Source organism: Robiginitalea sp. (genome assembly GCF_982776155.1).
Map to the genome: position 1 here is coordinate 1 of NZ_CEXZKX010000014.1, position 18,054 is coordinate 18,054.

The 18,054-nt window shown below is 57.8% G+C and carries 12 protein-coding genes; 8 read left to right on the top strand and 4 right to left on the bottom strand.

Features of this window, described 5'->3' with window-relative positions:
- Positions 1 to 243: 243 nt before the first annotated feature.
- Positions 244 to 2,229 carry a putative porin gene (locus tag AC3DKS_RS14690; protein WP_272608458.1) on the bottom strand — a complete coding sequence of 662 codons (1,986 nt, stop codon included), beginning with the start codon at positions 2,227 to 2,229 and terminating at the stop codon, positions 244 to 246.
- A 176-nt stretch (positions 2,230 to 2,405) separates the two neighbouring features.
- On the opposite strand from AC3DKS_RS14690, the gene AC3DKS_RS14695 reads away from it, so the two are divergent.
- From AC3DKS_RS14695 to AC3DKS_RS14720, 6 genes are all read left to right on the top strand, one after another.
- On the top strand, positions 2,406 to 6,677 hold the full coding sequence (locus tag AC3DKS_RS14695; RefSeq protein ID WP_041327535.1) for a thrombospondin type 3 repeat-containing protein: 4,272 nt from the start codon (positions 2,406 to 2,408) through the stop codon (positions 6,675 to 6,677).
- Positions 6,674 to 7,381, top strand: a complete 708-nt coding sequence (locus tag AC3DKS_RS14700) for a hypothetical protein (RefSeq protein ID WP_015753847.1) — start codon at positions 6,674 to 6,676, stop codon at positions 7,379 to 7,381. Before AC3DKS_RS14695 ends, AC3DKS_RS14700 begins: the two co-directional genes overlap by 4 nt.
- Positions 7,382 to 7,408: 27 nt before the next feature.
- Positions 7,409 to 8,005, top strand: coding sequence for a ribonuclease HII (gene rnhB / locus AC3DKS_RS14705; RefSeq protein WP_272608456.1), 597 nt, complete (start codon positions 7,409 to 7,411; stop codon positions 8,003 to 8,005).
- 30 nt (positions 8,006 to 8,035) lie between these two features.
- Entirely contained in the window at positions 8,036 to 10,486 is a 2,451-nt protein-coding gene (locus AC3DKS_RS14710) for a hypothetical protein (RefSeq protein WP_041327021.1), read from the top strand.
- Positions 10,487 to 10,597: 111 nt separating this feature from the next.
- Positions 10,598 to 11,959, top strand: coding sequence for an OmpA family protein (locus tag AC3DKS_RS14715; RefSeq protein WP_015753844.1), 1,362 nt, complete (start codon positions 10,598 to 10,600; stop codon positions 11,957 to 11,959).
- Positions 11,960 to 12,035: 76 nt separating this feature from the next.
- Positions 12,036 to 12,746 carry a TapB family protein gene (locus AC3DKS_RS14720; RefSeq protein WP_015753843.1) on the top strand — a complete coding sequence of 237 codons (711 nt, stop codon included), beginning with the start codon at positions 12,036 to 12,038 and terminating at the stop codon, positions 12,744 to 12,746.
- A gap of 24 nt (positions 12,747 to 12,770) precedes the next feature.
- Here the strand turns inward: AC3DKS_RS14720 and lipB are convergent, their stop codons facing one another.
- The 3 genes from lipB to AC3DKS_RS14735 are packed head-to-tail and all read right to left on the bottom strand — an operon-like array spanning position 12,771 to position 14,470.
- Positions 12,771 to 13,481 (bottom strand): lipoyl(octanoyl) transferase LipB, encoded by a 711-nt coding sequence (gene lipB, locus AC3DKS_RS14725; RefSeq protein WP_015753842.1) that lies wholly within the window; start codon positions 13,479 to 13,481, stop codon positions 12,771 to 12,773.
- A 37-nt stretch (positions 13,482 to 13,518) separates the two neighbouring features.
- Positions 13,519 to 14,259: a hypothetical protein gene (locus AC3DKS_RS14730; RefSeq protein WP_015753841.1), complete on the bottom strand. Its 741-nt coding sequence runs from the start codon at positions 14,257 to 14,259 to the stop codon at positions 13,519 to 13,521.
- Between the two features lie 55 nt (positions 14,260 to 14,314).
- Positions 14,315 to 14,470, bottom strand: a complete 156-nt coding sequence (locus tag AC3DKS_RS14735; protein WP_083760689.1) for a YqaE/Pmp3 family membrane protein — start codon at positions 14,468 to 14,470, stop codon at positions 14,315 to 14,317.
- 167 nt (positions 14,471 to 14,637) lie between these two features.
- Here AC3DKS_RS14735 and lysS point away from each other — a divergent pair, with 167 nt between their 5' ends.
- Positions 14,638 to 16,329, top strand: a complete 1,692-nt coding sequence (gene lysS, locus AC3DKS_RS14740; protein WP_015753840.1) for a lysine--tRNA ligase — start codon at positions 14,638 to 14,640, stop codon at positions 16,327 to 16,329.
- A 113-nt stretch (positions 16,330 to 16,442) separates the two neighbouring features.
- Positions 16,443 to 17,873 (top strand): SLC13 family permease, encoded by a 1,431-nt coding sequence (locus AC3DKS_RS14745; protein WP_272608450.1) that lies wholly within the window; start codon positions 16,443 to 16,445, stop codon positions 17,871 to 17,873.
- The last annotated feature ends 181 nt before the right edge of the window (positions 17,874 to 18,054 follow it).

Sequence of the window (18,054 nt, forward strand, 5' to 3'; positions counted from 1 at the left end):
TCCTCGCATCCAGGTTTTACCCCGAAAAGCGGGTGCAAATATAGAATGCTTTTTTGGCTTCCACAAACAGGGAGTGAAAAAAATTTGCTTAAAAATTTCCTAAAGACACAAGTGCTTGTCTGCGTGAGGCTTACAATCCGAACTTTTGAAAAAATCACCCCCGAATTGGCAAGTGTCTCGTAATCAGCGACAGACATATTCCCACCCCGGGAGTCACGGTCCACCCCGGAAAACGGCAGGCGGTCAGGAAAAGAAGTTCCAAACCAGCCCGAAGCGGATGACAAAATCCCTGTAGGGATAGTCTGGCGCAGAATAATAGTTATTACCGGAAAACGACGAGTTAAAGTGTTCCGCCTTCAGATAAATCCTGGTTTGCCGGATCCTGGCATTGATAAAGAAGTCCAGCATCGGAAAACCGCCGAATTCCTCCCGGTCCTGTACGTAGAAATCCCCGAGCAGCGGATTGTACGCATCCATATAGTACGAGGTGAAATACCGGAAGGTAATCCCGGTTTGCAGGAACATGGCCTTTTTAAAGACGTCACTGGAAAAATAAAGCGTATTGCGAGTTACCAGCCTCGGCACATTCAATACAGCCGCATCCTGATCCACCTCCTGATAGAGGAGGGTGTTGTTCAGGGCCCATTTGCCCAGCTGGAATTCCTTCTGGTACTTCACCCGAAGGTGGGTGATGCGGCCCGCCTCCTGAAAAGGGCGCACAAAGGCCTGCTCCTCTCCCGCTGCCAACTGGTCGGCATCGGCCTCCGAACGGAAAAAGGAATAGTTGTCCGTTGAACTGAGTTGTGCCCTTAGAGACCCCAGCCATTCGGAACGCACCTCCCCGAAGAGGCTTTGGACCTGCTCGTTCTCAAAGGCGCCCGAATTATCCCAGTTGTAATTCAGGTAATCCGACTGGTACAACAGAAAGTTGAAATCGGGCTTCCGGGCGCTGTGGTGGATGCCCGCATGCAATTCCAGGGATGTGCCCAGGGGCAGCGTCACGCTCGCATCCAGGTAGGAATCCGTCAGGTCGCCCCCAAGCCCGAGCCCCCCGTCTGCCTCCAGGGTAAGCGGCCCGAAGGACTTTTTCCAGGCAGCCCCGGAAACCAGCTGCTGCCCGGGCAATTGGTTTGGGATCGTCCCGGTGCCTGTCTGCAGGACACTATTAAAGAAATAGGTGTAATCAAAGATGGTAATATATCCTTCGAGCCGACCCAGCCAGCGGTTCTCCAACCCCACCCCGAAGCGGTTGTCAAACGTCTTCAGGTAGGCCTGGTCCCTGACCGGCGTCACCAAAAGGTCGCCGAAGTATTCGGTGGTATTGTTGTTCTGGGAATACTGGTACCATTTGGTTTCATAGGAAAAACGGTGCCTCAAAAACAAATTCCCCATGCCCGGGATGCTGTCGGCACCCTGCCCCAGAAGTCGGAATTCGTGATCTAGGAAATACCGTTTCCCGTTGAGTTCGTTCTGCACGTTGCTAAAGCGGACATCAATCCGGGAGCGGTCCTGGAAATCCGGGTTCCCGGATTCAAATTGATCCGGCGCATTCAATAGCCCGCCATTTTCCTGCCCCTGGATGTCCTGTGCAGCCACGTGGGCCAGGAAGCGATAGCGGCCATCCCGGGTCACGTAGTTGGCAGTGGCACGGAAATTCCCCGATTGGACCTCGTCTTCCTGATATTTCCCCAGGGACCGGAAACCCTTAAACGCGATGGATACATTCAGGCGGCGGCTGAAATTGGAGGTGAGCATGGCGTCCAGCAACTGCCCCTGCTCAAAAGTGGTTTTAAAGAACAGGTCCGTCATCGGAGTAGCGACGTTGTAGTAGCGGATATCCGACGCCTCCATATAATTATAGTGACGCGCCCGGGCACCCATCCTGGGAAACAGGGACTCCCGGTTCAGGTCCACCCCCAGCCGGTTGTAGGGCTGCCCCACATTCGAGAAGGGCATCAGTTCAAAATCGTCGCGCCTGAGGTAGTTGTAACGGTATTCCTTCTGGATGGTGAGCGTGGTATCCAGGTAGGTCGTATCCCGCTCCTGGGTAATAATCTTGTAATCCTTAATGGTGATGGCCGCTTCCGCGCGGCCGGGCGGGACATTCGGGGGAAGTCTCTTTTCCCGGGGCGGGATGGAATCATTCTGGAGGGCAGGCCGGGCCGGGTTGTCCTGGGCCAGTGCCGGATGCAGCACGAGAGCCGATAAAATCAGCAGGCAGTATCGCATAGGGCTTTTCTTCCCCGCAAAGGTACCTTTTTTGTTCCTAAGTATATGTGAAAGTTTCCCTGCTTCCGGCTGGCCTGGCATCTCCCGTGGGGTTTCCCCTGCGGAGGGAAACCAACCGGTTAACGCAAAAATTTGCTACCTTGGAAGGCTTTACGCATTTTAGCAAAAAAATTGATATGAATCGCATACTATTCGTTACCTGCCTCCTGGCAGCAGGGATTGCTCAGGCCCAATTCAACCCGGGCGCCCCCTGGATGCGACAGCTCGAAAAAAGTAAGGGGGCCACCGCGAAAGCCTCCGGTCAGCGCTATACATTGCCGGAAATCTCCGCTGCCTTCGACGCCTACTGGTCCGGGCGGGACTGGGAAGCCAGGGGAAGTGGCTTCAAACCGTATAAACGCTGGGAAAACTACTGGCAGTACTTTGCCAATGCGGATGGTTACCTGCCGACCGCCAGGGAACTCTGGCAGGCCTGGGAACGCAAAGCAGACCGTACGGGATTTGACGTGAACCCCGTCAGTGCCTGGACCTCCGTGGGGCCTTTTGCCCCCGGGATTTTTGCCGGGCAACTGCCGGGTACGGGACGGTTGAACGCCGTAGCGGTAGACCCGAACAACCCGGACACCTGGTATGTGGGGGCTCCGGCAGGGGGCATCTGGAAATCCACCGATGCCGGGGGCACCTGGACAAACCTGTTCGACAATTTCCCGCAGATCGGCGTCTCGGGGATCGCCATCGACCCGCAGAATTCAGACATTATCTACATAGCCACCGGGGACGACGACGCAGGGGATTCCTTCAGCGTAGGGGTTTTCCGCTCGGACGACGGGGGCGTTACCTGGTCCGAAACGGGACTGAATCCGGAAAACACGAGCGTCAGTACGCTGATGAACGAAATCGTCATCGACCCGACGGATTCCAGCACCCTTTGGGTGGGGACCACGAGCGGGTTGTTTAAATCGACGGATGCCGGGGCGAACTGGTCGAATGTGCAGTCCGGCAATATCAAAGACTTCAAACTCAAACCCGGCGACCCCAACACGGTGTACGCCGTCACCAACAGCCGGTTCTACAAGAGTACGGACGGGGAGACTTTTACGCTGCTGGAGAACAGCGCCCTCCCGGAGGAATCCGGCCGGCTTGTCCTGGGGGTGTCCCTGGCCGACCCGAACCGGGTCTATGTACTGAGTGCGAACACCTCGGCCGAGGATTTCAGTTTCCAGGGGTTGTACGAGTCTACAAATTCCGGGGACAGTTTCAGTGTAACGCTGAATTCCGAAGACCTGATGGAATCCAGCCAGGCCTGGTTTGACCTGGCCCTGGAGGTATCCCCCACCGATGCGGACGAATTGTATGTGGGTTGCCTGAATATCTGGAAGAGTACGGACGGGGGGGATTCCTTCGAAAAACTCAACGAGTGGTTTGTCAACGACGCCGCGTACACCCACGCGGACATCCACACCCTCCGCATTTTTAACGGGAAGCTCTTTGCGGGAACCGACGGCGGCCTTTATGTGACGGAAGATGGGGGCGAGACTTTTGAGGACCTGACCAGCGGCATGGCCATCGGACAGTTCTACCGCCTTTCCGTTTCGGGATCGGATGCAGGGATCATGACGGGCGGCCTGCAGGACAATGGCGGACAGGTACTCGGGGCGGCCAACTGGAACAACTGGCACGGGGGAGACGGAATGGACAACGTCATCGACCCAATGAACAATTCCGTGGTGTACGGTTTTTCCCAGTTCGGCGGGGTACTTTACCTCTCCACGGACGCCGGGCAATCCATCGGCTTTTTGGGATCGCCTTTTGACGATAACGGCAGACGGCTCCAGGGCAACTGGATCACCCCTCTGGCCATCGGGCCGGACGGCACCGTATATGCCGGTTACGATGCGGTCTATAAGCTAACCGGGAATGCCTGGGAAAAGGTTTCCCTGGGGCTCGGGAATACGGTGGAAGACGTCGAGGTGTCCGCCAGCGACCCGCAGGTACTGTACGCCGCCGAAGGGAGCGACCTGTATTTCAGCGAGGACGGGGGCGAGAATTTCCTGAAGGTAGCCACCCTTCCGACGGAAATCGCCGACATCGCCATCCACCACGAAAATCCGAATATCGCCTGGGCGGTGACTTCCGACCGCGTCGGGGTTCCCCAGGCTTTCCAGCCAACCAACCGGGGGGTGTATAAAATCACCGTCACAGGGTCCGACGGGGAAGTGGAAGAAATCACGGGCAACCTCCCTCAAGACCAGGCCTATTTCTCGATCGTCCACCAGGGGCGGCACACGGACAACCCGGTCTATGTGGGTACGAGTCTGGGGGTATACCGCCTGGACGATACACGAACCGAATGGGAGGATTATTTTACCGGGCTGCCCAGTGTGGCCGTCAGCGACCTGGAGATCAGCCTGGACGACGAGATCCTGACAGCATCCACCTACGGTCGGGGCGTCTGGCAGTCGCCCATCCCGGTACAACAGCCCGACAACGACCTGCGGTTGTTGTCCGTGAGTCCGGCTTCCGGCTCCATCCTGTGTACGACGGATGCCATCCCGCAGATTTCCGTAGAAAACAAAGGGTTGAACAGTATCAGCCAGGTAGCGGTAAGCTATCGTGTCAACGGCGGGGCGCTGAATGAATTTACCGAAACCATCGACCTGGCGAGCGGGGCAACCGGAACCATCGACCTGCCTGCCATCAATATCGGGGGAGCGGGCGAAATCCTCCTGGAGGTGTCGGCCACTGTTTCCGGGGATGCTTTTAATGAAAACAACGACGGCCAGGTGCGATTCTTTACCAACAATACGGCCGGGCCGAATGAGCGGAACGATTTTGAAGATGCCGCGGACGATTTGGTGGCCTTTAACGCCAACGGGGACGGCAGTGAATGGGAACGGGGCGTACCCCAGGGGGAAGTCCTGAATGCGGCCGCCTCCGGCACCCGCGTATACGGGACAAACCTGGACGGCGACCACGCGGATGCCACCAAGGCGTTCCTCCTGACCCCCTGCTATGATTTCACATCTTTCCTGGCACCGGTGCTGCGCTTTAACATGGCGTACGACCTGGAGGTGAATTTCGATATCGTCTACGTGGAATATTCGACAGACGGCGGGGATACCTGGAACCTGCTGGGTTCTGTCGACAGCCAGCCCAACTGGTACACGAGCAACCGGACGAATGCGAGCAGCGGGGCAGAAGACGACTGCCAGAATTGCCCGGGCGCCCAATGGACGGGAACCGACGACGAGATGAAGGAGTACGCCTACGATTTTGCCCTGAATGCCTCCCTGGGGGAGACCGACCTGACAGCGGAAGCAAACATCGTCTTCCGGCTGGTATTCCACTCCGATCCGGCTGTAACCCAGGAAGGCGTTGTGGTAGACGATTTGGGGGTTTCCGGGCTCATCGACGATGAGGACGACGACGACGACGGGGTCCTGGACGAAAACGACAACTGCCCGCTTACCGCCAATGCGGGGCAGGAAGACGGAGACGGAGACGGGATCGGGGATATCTGCGACAACGACGACGACAACGACGGGGTACCGGACAACCAGGACAACTGCCCGCTGACCCCCAATGCAGACCAGGCCGACCAGGATATGGACGGGATCGGGGACGTGTGTGACGATGATTCGGACAACGACGGCGTGCCCAACACGGCCGATGCCTGCCCGGATACGCCCCAGGGCACCACTGTAGACACCTCCGGCTGCGAAGCCTTCAGCCTGCCGACGGAAAACTTCCGGGTGCGCACCACCGGGGAATCCTGTATTTCCAGCAACAACGGCACCATCCGGGTGGAAGCGGTGGAAGCCCTGGATTATACAGCGACGCTGACCGGGGATGCAGGCACCTTTGAGGAGTCGTTTACCGAGGCAGTAACTTTTCCGGACCTGCCGGCCGGGAGCTATCAACTCTGTATTGGCGTGGTGGGTCAGTCAGGATATGAAATCTGTTTTGATACGGCGATTGACCAACCCGAAGCGCTGTCTGTCAGTTCGCAGATCCGCACCCTGGATCAGGAAGTGGAACTCGAACTTAGCGGGGGGACGGAATACATCATCCAGTGGAACGGGAAAACCTACCGGACTGACGGGGGAAGCATCCGTCTGCCCATCGAAAAACCCAGTAACGAGCTGTCGGTTTCCACCGGCCTGAGTTGCCAGGGCACCTATACGGAAACGGTAGTGGTCAGCAACACGCCCCTGATTTACCCGAACCCCGTGGGCAACGAAGATCTGAATATCTACCTGGGCGGCACGGCTTCCGGGAATGCGGAAATTGCCCTCTATGCACTCAGCGGCACCCGCGTACTGGCCAAGCGTATTCCGGTGGCAGCCTCCGAAATGCTGATCAACATGAGCGGGTATCCCGCCGGGGTCTACATCCTGAATGTCCGGACCGGGGATTCCCTGAGAATCTATAAAATTGTGAAGAAATGAAAATTGTAAAAGGCATTACCGGGAGTTTATTTTTCCTGCTGCTCGCGTGCGGCGGCGGTGGGTCCGACGACCCCGAGCCCGAACCCCAACCCGATCCGCCCTCGGCGGCAACCCTGATTTTCCCGGGAAACAATACGGAGTGTACCGAAGGGGAAATCATTAGCCCTACCCAGAGCCGGATCACTTTTCAGTGGAACCTGTCGCAGAACACGGATAGCTACGAGCTCATAGTGCGCAACCTCAACACGAATTCCGAGTTGAGCACCACCACGAATACCAATGAGGCCACCCTCTCAGTAAACCGCGGCACCCCCTACCAGTGGCAGGTGGTGTCCCGTGCCAACGGGGTCAGCGAAACAGCTGCGAGCCCTACCTGGCGCTTCTATAACGAAGGCCCGGGGGTAGAAAATTACGCCCCCTTCCCCGCCCAGGCCATCGCCCCGGCCCGGGGCGCGCATCTGGAAACGGCCTCTGAAGTTACCCTGGAATGGTCCGGTTCGGACGTGGATGGCGATATCGAAGGATACGAGGTTTTCCTGGGTACCGGGCCGGGCGCCCTGGAATCGGTGGGCACCACCGGAGCGGGCGAAACGACCCTGACCGTGCCGGTTGCCGCTGCCACCACTTATTACTGGCGGGTGACCACATCGGATTCTGTCGGCAACTCCTCGGAATCGGAGCTGTTTGAATTCCTGGTGCAATAAACCAACACTTCCCAGAAACTGACGCGGATGCTCGAAGCCTATTACAGTTGCGCCCTGGAAGCCGGCACGGACGAAGCCGGCCGCGGGTGCCTGGCCGGGCCGGTTACGGCAGCCGCTGTGATCTTACCGGAGCGTTTTGAAGACCCGCTCCTGAACGACAGCAAGAAGCTCAGCGCGGACCAGCGGGAACGATTGGCGCCGAAAATCCTCCGGGAGGCCCTGGCAACCGGGGTGGCCCATATCCCCCCCGCCACCATCGACGAAATCAACATCCTGCAGGCATCGCTTCAGGCCATGCACCGGGCCCTGGACCAACTCGGGATGCGCCCGGAAGCCATCGCGGTAGACGGGAACCGCTTCCTTCCCTATGAGGGGATTCCCTACCAGTGCCTGGTCCGGGGGGATGGGCGGTACCTGAACATCGCGGCGGCCTCCGTCCTGGCCAAGACGGCCCGGGATGCCCGCATGCGGGAACTGCACCGGGAATACCCCCAATACGGCTGGGACCGCAACAAAGGGTATCCCACACGGGAACACCGGGAGGCCCTCCGGAAACACGGGCCTTCCCCCTATCACAGGCAAAGCTTCCGGTTGCTGCCGGAGCAATTGAAATTCCGGTTCTAGGTGCTACATTTGCCTAAAAAGAACCCGATTTTGAAGATTCCCGGCCTCGTCCTGCTTGCATGCCTTCTGACCGCATTGTCCTCCTGCGTACAAAGGGACAGGGATTCGGCAAATCCCTGGGGCCTGATTCCCGCGTCTTCCGATGTGGTTTTGCAGCTCCACGACGTTGAACGATTCCGGTCCGAATACCGCAATAACGGGTTGCTACGGCATTACCGGGAAGTATCCGGCGGGAATCGCCTCTTCGGGGTACTCGACCAGGTGCTGGAACTCGAGCTGGGTCCGGGATGCCTGGTGGCCGTAACCGGAGACCCGGGCGAAGACCCCCGGTGGCTTGTGGTTTTTGAAGAGGTTTGGCAACCGGTCCCCGATTCCGTCGGGGCCGCCGGGAGCAGCCCTGTCGGGACGCCTGCGGATTCGTCCGGGCTGGTAGCGGAAAAAGTCGGAGCGATACGCCTGTTGAGCAATTCGGCCTCCCTGATAGCGGAGGCCACCGGGAATGAAACGGATTCGGGGAACCCACTCCTGCGGGCAGCACGGACTGCGAATCCCCGGACTTCCGCCTCCCTGTTCCTGCCCATGGGACACGCGCATCCCCTGGAAGCGTTCCTCCTGGGCAAAGTATCCGGAAAACCGATTGCGCCGGGCGCCGCCTGGTCCGCCTTCGACCTGCAATTGCGATCCGATGCCCTCCTGTTCCAGGGCATTGAAGTACGTCCGGACAGTCTCTGGGACAACCGGGCCATCCTCAGGGGTATCCCTGCGTTGCCGTTGGGGGAAGTTGCCAGGGTGCCCCCGGCCGGAACCTCCGCGCTCTATACGCTATCTTTGGGAGACCCGGGCAAGTTCCTCCAGAACCAGGAGCGCATCCTCGGCAGGCCGAATCCGCATCCCGGGCTCCTTGAAAGTGTGGAACACCTCGGGGTGTTCAACCTCTCGGGCGAAACCCTGGCGGTCCTGGTGAGCGTCAATCCCACGGCCGTGATCGATGGCCTCCGGCCTCAGCTGGACCAGCTGGACTCCTTCCAGGATGCCGGCGTATACGCCCTTCGGGATCCCGCAGCGCTGATGGCTGCTTTTGACCCATTGCTAAAGGGCATCCCGGAGCCGGGTTTTTTAGGTGCTTTTGGCAATTATTTTGTCCTGGGGCCCAGCCTTGAAGGCGTCCGGAATGTCATCAGCTCTTACAAACGGGAAGATTCGTACGCCGCAAACGGCACCTATGACCGCCTGCAACCCTTCCTGGCGTCAGAATCCACCTCCTTCGTACTCGCCGACCATCCCGGGGAGGCCGGTTTCCTGACCGACAGCCTCTCCGTGCTGGGGCTCCCCGAACCGATTGCGGGTGAAATGCCTTCGGATTACCTGTATAGCGCCCAGCTGAATAGCTCGGAAGGCTACGACCTGCTGGAATACCAGTTCCGGAAAAAAGACGACCCGACGGGCAGCGGGGCCTCGGTGAGCCTGGCCTTTACCCGGAAACTCGAAGGACAGGTAATGGCCGGGCCTTTTATGCTCAGGAACCACCGGACAGGCGGCATGGACCTGGCCGTCCAGGACGACAGGAACCAGCTTTACCTGTATTCCGCCAGCGGGGACCTGTATTGGAAAAAGGAACTGGCGGGGCCCATCCAGGGGGCCATCCATCAGGTAGACCTGTTTAAAAACGGCCGCTTCCAGATGGCTTTTACACTTCCCGGGGCCCTGATGGTGCTGGACCGGGACGGAAACCCCGTTGCCCCCTTCCCCAAAAAATTCGAAGGCGGGACGCTCGGGCCCCTGGCCCTGTTTGACTACGACAACAACCGGAATTACCGGCTCGTTTTCAACGACGGGCAAAAGATCTATATGTTCGACGGTCAGGGGCGCGATGTGAGTGGGTTTAAATTCCGGGATGCCGGCAGCCCCCCAATCGGCCCGCCGGATCATATCCGCATCGGCAGTCGGGATTACCTGGTCTTCCGGCTGGAAGACGGACGCCTGAGGATCCTCAACCGGGTGGGGGATACGCGCATACGCGTCGAGGAGCGATTCGACTTTTCCGGTAACGGCATTTACCTTTACCGCGATAAATTCGCCTTCACCGAGAAATCCGGCAACCTGGTTACCATCGACACCCGGGGCAGGATCAACCGAACCGCCCTGAACCTCAACGCGGATCACGGCATGTATGCAACGGCCCATACCCTGACGCTGATGAACGACAACGTGTTCCAGGTCAAGGGCAACCGCGCAGAGCTCGAACTGGGGGTATACACGGCCCCGCGAATTTTCTACCTGTACGATATCATCTATGTGGGCGTTACGGATATCCAGACCCAGAAACTCTACCTGTTCCGCAGCGACGCTTCCCGCCTGAAGGGCTTCCCCGTTGAGGGAAACGGCCTCCCCGACATGGCGGACATGGATGGGGACCGCAACCCCGAACTGGGCGTCAAATTCCGCGACAGCCTGATTGCCGTATACAGGATACAGCGGTAAGCAACCTGCTGCCATCGATACCATTTTCCCCGCGGATTATACATCCAAAACGGTATCTGTACATCTGTTTTGTATCTTTAGGAGAATCGTTAAACCACAAAGAACACACCGATGAAAATGCTTACCTCCGGGATTCGGATTTTCCTTACAGCCGGCTTATTCCTGCTGTATATTCCGGATGCCAACAGCCAATTTTTAAAGAAACTGGGCAAACGGGCGCGGGAGGCTGCCGAGCGCACTGTGGAACAGCGCGTGGACGAGGAAGCCACCAAAAAGACGGACCAGGCCCTGGACAGTATTCTCGAACCCGGATCCGGCGGCCCGGCGGAAAGCCCGGCACCCCCGATAGGCGGAAACGAGCCCGATGCCGGCGCCGGCAGCGGAAACACCCCGGCTGCGGGCGGCGGGAACAATCCTTCCTCCAATAGCGGAACCCCTTCTGCCGCATCGGGACCCAAGTCATTGGAGGTATATAGCAAATTCGATTTTGTCCCGGGGGACGAAGTGCTTTTTTACGACGACTTCGGGGACGACTTTATCGGGGATTTCCCGGCCAGGTGGAACACGAACGGGGGCGGCCAGGTGGTTACCTTCGGGGACGACAGCGGCAAATGGCTCGAACTCGTATCGGGTAACCGCACCTACTATGTCCCCAATCTGGACAACCTGCCCGAGGACTTCACCCTGGAATTTGACTTGCAGGCATCCGGCATGGACCGGCAAACATCCTCCACGGCCGTCCTCCAGGTGCTCCTGGACGACAACGGTGGGTTTGAAAAAGGATCGGATTACGTCCTGGCCAACCTGCCGATGGTGCAGTATACCCCCGGGGGTATCCGGGTACAGAACCTGATCAACTCGGAACGGACCATTTCCAATACCGTAAAACTGGATATCCGCGAAAACATCCAGAACCGGCCGCATATTTCCATCGCGGTCAACGGAGAGCGGTTCCGCCTGTATGTTGACGAAAATAAGCATATCGACATTCCCCGGATGATCGGCCCGGGCGGGCCCCTGTCCCATGTGAAATTTCAGCTGACGGGGGTCAAATCCGGCAAGGAGAAAGTATTTATTTCCAACGTGAAGATCGCCAAGGGAGGCGAGGACCTGAGGCGAAAACTGCTCGCCGAGGGATCCATCTCCACAAACGCCATCCTCTTCGATTCCGGCTCGGCCAACCTGCAACCGAGGTCCATGGGCGTCATCCGGCAGATTTCCCAGGTCCTGCAACAGGACGGGGGCATGTCGCTGCAAATCGTGGGGCATACGGATTCGGACGGAGATGCCGACGCGAATGTGGCTTTGTCCCAGGCGCGGGCCGAAGCGGTAAAAAAGGCGCTGGTAGACGTGTACGGCGTAGACGCAGGCCGTCTGAGCACCCTGGGCAAGGGGGAGTCCGAGCCGGTCTCCGACAACAACAGCCCGGCCGGGAAAGCACAGAACCGTCGCGTGGAATTCATCCGGCAATAACCGAAACACCCTCCTCTACAGAGGGTGTCAATTCACAGATAACAAACAGATACGCAACCAAATAAAACTTGAGCAAATGAACCTTATTCAGAAACCCGTTCAATGGATCTCCACATTCGTCTTGGCCCTCTGCCTTTTGCCCGCCGTTTCCACGGCCCAGGAATGCAGCGCATACTACCCGCTACAGGAGGGCGTGCGGATGGAATACACCATGTACAACCGGAAGGACAAGGTAGAAGGCACCCAATGGCAGGAGGTGACCGAGGTAGCCGAAACCTCCGAGGGCCTGGTGGCCCAGATGAATATGGGTTTCAGCGACAACAAGGGCAAGAATTCCTATGAAACCTCCTACGGCATCACCTGTACGGGGACCGCAATTCGCATCGACTACGAATCCCTGCTTTCCGGCCAGATGATGGAGCAATTCGGAGATGCCGAAGCGGAAATCACCGGCACGGACCTGGAGTTGCCCAACAACCTGTCCGAGGGGCAGCAGCTCCCGGACGCAAATGTCTCCATGAAGGTAAAAATGAGCGGCATCAACATGAATATGCAGGTGGACATGACCAACCGGAAGGTGGAGAAAAAGGAAACCGTCAGCACGCCGGCGGGCGAATTCGATTGCTACGTGATCTACAGTGAAACCCAATCCAAGATGATGATGGCCAACCAAACCTTCCCGCAACGCACCTGGCTGGCGGAGGGCGTGGGCATGGTCAAGTCCGAGAGCTATAACAAAAATGGCAAGCTTACGAGCCGGATGGTCCTGTCTTCGATTTCCCGTTAGTCCGGCGCGAAATCCCGGGGGATATCAATCCGGCTGCACGGGGAGGCTTTCCGCCCCGAAAAGTTCCGAAAAATGGGTGAGCAATTGCTGTTTCACCTCCCGGGTGGGTATGTGGCGCCCGAGTTCGGCGCTGAGGGAAGTCACCGATTTGTCGCGGATGCCGCAGGGAATCATCAGGTCAAAATAGGCGAGGTCCGTATTGATATTAAAGGCAAAGCCGTGCATGGTAACCCAACGGCTGGCCCGCACCCCCAGGGCACAAATTTTCCGGGCCCGGGACGTACCGGCATCCAGCCAGACTCCTGTTTCCCCTTCGGACCGGACCCCTTTGAGCCCGTACCCGGCCAATGTCCGGATCACCATTTCCTCCAGCAGGCGCAGATACTTGTGGATATCCGTGAAGAAATTCTCCAGGTCCAGGATCGGGTAGCCCACAATCTGTCCGGGCCCGTGGTAGGTGATGTCCCCGCCCCGGTTGATATGGTAGAAGGAGGCGCCTTTTTCCCGTAAAACCGCCTCACTCACAAGCAGGTTGGACTTGTCCCCGCTTTTCCCCAGGGTATAGACATGGGGGTGTTCCACAAAGAGGAAGTGGTTGGGAGTGGCATCGGAATTCCCCTCCCGCCGGTTCCGGATTTTCCGGTCCAGGATGTCCCGGAACAGGGACTCCTGATACTCCCAGGTTTCCTTGTAGTCCCGGAAGCCGAGGTCCTGTACCTGTACCTTTTTGTTCATGCTGCAAAGGTACGCAACCTAAAGATATCGTCCGGGGTCACTCCTCGAGTTCCACCCGGATATCCAGGACGCCAGGATCCCTCAGGTACTCCATGAATTCCACCTCCTGAATGAGGGTTTTTCCATCCATACTCAGGGTGGCCGTCTCGGAACTCGCAGAACGGATCCGGGAGGGGAAATGGATTTTGAGCGTATAGGTAGAGCCGGAGAGAAACATTGCGGTACCTTCCAGGCTGTCCAGGCGCTGCCTGTGCAACACGGAATCGGTGATTTCGGAGCGGCGGCTGAACACCCGGTCGCCGAAGCGATAGGATACCCGCGTACTCTCATAGATTTCCGGGGTCCCCGGCATGGCCCCCGCATTGGGTTCCGGATCCAGGGAGCCCGCCCGCTGGAAGGCGTTAAAGGACTCTTCCACCTCAGCCAGGCTGGCAAAATCCCTTTCCAGGGTAAAGAGCATTTCCCCCGCTGCCGGGTTGCTCTGCATACGCAGCCGGTAGGGTTCCAGGCTTTTCAGTCGCTCCTGCTCGGCCAGCGGCAGGGTAGCGATACTGTCCTTTTTTTCTTCGAGGATTTCTGAAAAATATACCACGGAATCCATGGCCACACTCGTGGAGTCCAGCAGTTCCTCCCCGGCCATCTCCAGCATCCCCGAGCCGTCGAAACTCAGGGCGATGGATCCGGAACCGTCCGGCTCCAGGTAAATTTCCTCGGTCAAATTGCAGGCCCCTGCAACGGCCAGCAGGGCCAACAGGGTGCCATATCGGATTGATTTCATACGCAGAAAGGCAACTGCTGCCGGTTTGGTTGCCCGGCAAGATGCGAAAATGCGGCTAATTCGGGTTATTCAGGATGATCAGGGCTGCAATTACCCCGGGGACCCAACCGCATAGTGTTAAAAGTAACACAATCAGGAAAGAACCGCAACCCTTTCCGATAACCGACAAGGGCGGGAAAATAATGGCCAGTAATACGCGTAAAAAACTCATGACTCGGGATTTGATCGATGCACTTATGGGACGCACTTTTGTCGCAATTGTTACAATCATTTCACGCCTGCCCTGCCGGTTTCCGCAATGGGCCTGCCTGCAAGCGAGTCGACTCATTGGCAGGTTGCCCCATTCAACCTATATTTGCAGGGCTTAAATCCTTGAGAATGCAGCTTTCGGAACAAGAAATCATCCGCCGGGAAAAACTCCGGCAACTTCGCGAACTCGGAATCGACCCTTACCCGGCCGAAAAATACCCTGTGGACACCCTCTCCTCCTCCGTACGGGAGAACTACGAGGAAGGGAAACACGTGGTCATGGCCGGCCGGCTGATGTCCCGCCGCATCCAGGGAAAGGCCTCTTTTGCAGAATTGCAGGACAGCGCCGGACGGATCCAGTTGTACTTCAACCGGGACGAAATCTGTGAAGGGGAGGATAAGTCGGCCTATAACGACATCTATAAAAAACTGCTCGACATCGGCGATATCATCGGGATCGAGGGGGAGCTCTTTAAGACCCAGGTAGGGGAGAAAACGGTCCGGGTAAAGCGGTTTACGCTCCTGAGCAAGGCCCTGCGCCCCCTGCCCCTGCCCAAAAAGGATGCGGAGGGGAAGGTTTTCGACGAGTTCAACGACCCGGAACAGCGTTACCGCATGCGGTACGTGGACCTGGTGGTAAACCCGAACGTCCGGGAGACCTTTGTCAAGCGAACCAAAATCACCAACAGCATCCGCCGCTTCTTTAACGAGAAGGGCTACCTGGAGGTGGAAACGCCCATCCTGCAACCCATCCCGGGGGGTGCGGCGGCAAGGCCCTTCCAGACCCACCACAATGCGCTGGGCATTCCGCTCTACCTGCGTATCGCCAATGAACTCTATCTGAAAAGGCTCATTGTCGGGGGGTTTGACGGGGTATACGAATTTGCCAAGGACTTCCGGAACGAAGGGATGGACCGGACCCACAACCCGGAATTTACCGTCATGGAACTCTACGTGGCCTACAAGGATTACAACTGGATGATGGAGACCACCGAGCAACTCCTGGAACGGGTAGCCCGGGAAGCCAATGGCAGCACCCGGGTCAGCGCCGGGGGGGAAACCATCGACTTCAAGGCGCCCTACCCAAGGGTCCCGATCCTGGATGCCATCAGGGAGCACACGGGGATCGACGTGGATGGCATGGACGAAGCCGCCCTGCGGGACGCGGCGGCCGGCCTGGGGATTGAGGTAGACGAGAGCATGGGCGTGGGCAAGCTGATCGACGAGATCTTCGGCGAATGCTGCGAACACCACTATGTTCAACCCACTTTTATCATCGACTACCCCAAAGAGATGAGCCCGCTTACCAAGGCCCACCGGTCCAAACCCGGGCTTACCGAGCGGTTCGAACTCCTGGTCAACGGGAAGGAGATCGCGAACGCCTACTCCGAGCTGAACGACCCGATCGACCAAAGGGAACGGTTTGAGGAGCAATTAAAGCTCTCCGAGAAAGGCGACGACGAAGCGATGTTCATTGACCGGGATTTCCTGCGGGCACTCGAGTTCGGGATGCCCCCGACTTCCGGGATCGGGATCGGGATCGACCGCCTGGTGATGCTGCTCACGGACAACTCCTCCATACAGGAAGTATTGTTCTTCCCCCAGATGAAACCGGAAAAGAAGCCGCTGGAGCTCAACGACGAGGAAAAAGCCATTGTGAATATCCTCCGGCCTGCCGCCGAAATGGATCTCGGCATCCTGAAGGAAAAGGCCGGCCTGAGCAACAAAAAATGGGATAAGGCTACCAAGTCCCTGGCTAAAAAGGGGTTGTTTGAGGTGTCCAAAACGGAAGACGGCCTCCTGGCCCGGTTTAAAGCTTGATCTTCAGGCCCCGCCTGCCGGCACGCGACTCTGCTGGCGTGTTGTGCCCGGGCGTCAAAAGAATTTCGCCATTGCCAAAAAAATCCTAGTTTAGGGGGCGCGAACTGGCGATTATGAACCGAGCTTCTCAGATCGGCCTCCTGGCCGGACCCATCGTTTTCCTGCTGCTAACAAGTTTTTCGGGCCACCTGATTTCCGATATGGGCGACAAGGTGCTGGCCGTCGCTGCCTGGATGATTATCTGGTGGATCACCGAAGCCGTTTCCATCTCGGTGACCGCCCTGCTCCCGCTGCTCGTTTTCCCCTTGCTCGGGGTAATGGACCTGGCGGACGTGGGGGCCAATTACGGGAGCCCGATCATCTTCCTGTTTTTCGGGGGCTTCGTCCTGGCGCTTGCCCTGGAGAAAGTCAATTTGCACAAACGGATTGCGCTGAGCATCATCCACCGAACGGGAACCAGCCCGGACCGGGTTATCCTCGGGTTTATGATCGCCACTGCCGCCCTGAGTATGTGGATCAGCAATACGGCGAGCACCGTGGTCATGCTCCCGATCGCCATGTCGGTGATTGGCCTGCTGATCCGGGACCAGGACGGGTTTACGCCGAAAGACCGGAACTTTGCCCTGAGTGTCATGCTCGGCATTGCCTTTTCGGCAAATGCAGGCGGGATCGCCACGGTGATCGGCACCCCCCCGAATTCCGTACTGATCGGGCTCCTGGAAAACGAATACAATACGGAAATCTCCTTTCTGAAGTGGATGACCCTGGGCCTTCCGGTCTCCATCATCCTGATTTCCATCTCCTACTGGGTCCTGGTCAAATGGATGTTTCCGTGCAAAGGACTCGCTTTCGGCACCTCAAAAGACGTCATCCAGATAGAACTCGAGAAGCTCGGCCCGGCAAGCGGGCGGGAGAAAATGGTCCTGGTCATCTTCGGGATCACCGTTTTCCTGTGGATTTTCCGCACGGTAATCAACGGGATCTTCCCCGGGCTGGACCTGACCGATACGGCTATCAGCATGTTCGGGGCCCTGGCGCTTTTCTGCGTCCCCTATAATTTTAAGAAGGGCTCTTTTATCCTGAAGTGGAAGGATACCTCCCGCCTGGCCTGGGGCATATTGATCCTGTTCGGAGGGGGATTGGCACTCGCCCGGGCCATGTCTGCCAGCGGCCTGGTAGACCTGGTATCCGCGGCAATTGCCGGCAGTGAAATGAGCGTCCTGTTTACCGCCTTCCTGTTGATTGCCCTGATGCTCTTTATGACCGAGCTGATGAGCAACGTGGCACTGGTAGCCGTACTGGCACCCGTGGTAGCGGGGATTGCGATCGGACTGGACATCCCCATCCTGCACCTGCTCATCCCGGTGACCATTGCGAGCAGCTGCGCATTTATGCTGCCCATGGCCACTCCGCCGAATGCGATCGTATTTGCCAGCGGGTATATCCGCGTGCACCAGATGGCGCGGGCCGGGATCATCCTCAATTGTATTTCCGTCGTGTTGCTCGTACTGCTCTTCCAGTTCGGGATCCCCTACTTTTTCTGAACGCACCCGGTATTTGTCCCGCCGGTCGGGTAGTTCCAGGTCGCCCCTGAAATAGTTAAGCCCCTGCCATGGCAGGGGCTTAACAGCTGACTAATTCAAATAACTGACAGAAAATGAGATTATTCCATCATCTACAAAAGCACCTTGCGTAGAGGAGCCTTCTACAAATATAGACGGGAGT

Excerpts from the sequence above, each read along its gene's own strand:
- AC3DKS_RS14690 (WP_272608458.1), bottom strand. The coding sequence starts at position 2,229 with ATGCGATACTGCCTGCTGATTTTATCGGCTCTCGTGCTGCATCCGGCA.
- AC3DKS_RS14695 (WP_041327535.1), top strand. The coding sequence starts at position 2,406 with ATGAATCGCATACTATTCGTTACCTGCCTCCTGGCAGCAGGGATTGCT.
- AC3DKS_RS14700 (WP_015753847.1), top strand. The coding sequence starts at position 6,674 with ATGAAAATTGTAAAAGGCATTACCGGGAGTTTATTTTTCCTGCTGCTC.
- rnhB (WP_272608456.1), top strand. The coding sequence starts at position 7,409 with ATGCTCGAAGCCTATTACAGTTGCGCCCTGGAAGCCGGCACGGACGAA.
- AC3DKS_RS14715 (WP_015753844.1), top strand. The coding sequence starts at position 10,598 with ATGAAAATGCTTACCTCCGGGATTCGGATTTTCCTTACAGCCGGCTTA.
- AC3DKS_RS14720 (WP_015753843.1), top strand. The coding sequence starts at position 12,036 with ATGAACCTTATTCAGAAACCCGTTCAATGGATCTCCACATTCGTCTTG.
- lipB (WP_015753842.1), bottom strand. The coding sequence starts at position 13,481 with ATGAACAAAAAGGTACAGGTACAGGACCTCGGCTTCCGGGACTACAAG.
- AC3DKS_RS14730 (WP_015753841.1), bottom strand. The coding sequence starts at position 14,259 with ATGAAATCAATCCGATATGGCACCCTGTTGGCCCTGCTGGCCGTTGCA.
- AC3DKS_RS14735 (WP_083760689.1), bottom strand. The coding sequence starts at position 14,470 with ATGAGTTTTTTACGCGTATTACTGGCCATTATTTTCCCGCCCTTGTCG.
- lysS (WP_015753840.1), top strand. The coding sequence starts at position 14,638 with ATGCAGCTTTCGGAACAAGAAATCATCCGCCGGGAAAAACTCCGGCAA.
- AC3DKS_RS14745 (WP_272608450.1), top strand. The coding sequence starts at position 16,443 with ATGAACCGAGCTTCTCAGATCGGCCTCCTGGCCGGACCCATCGTTTTC.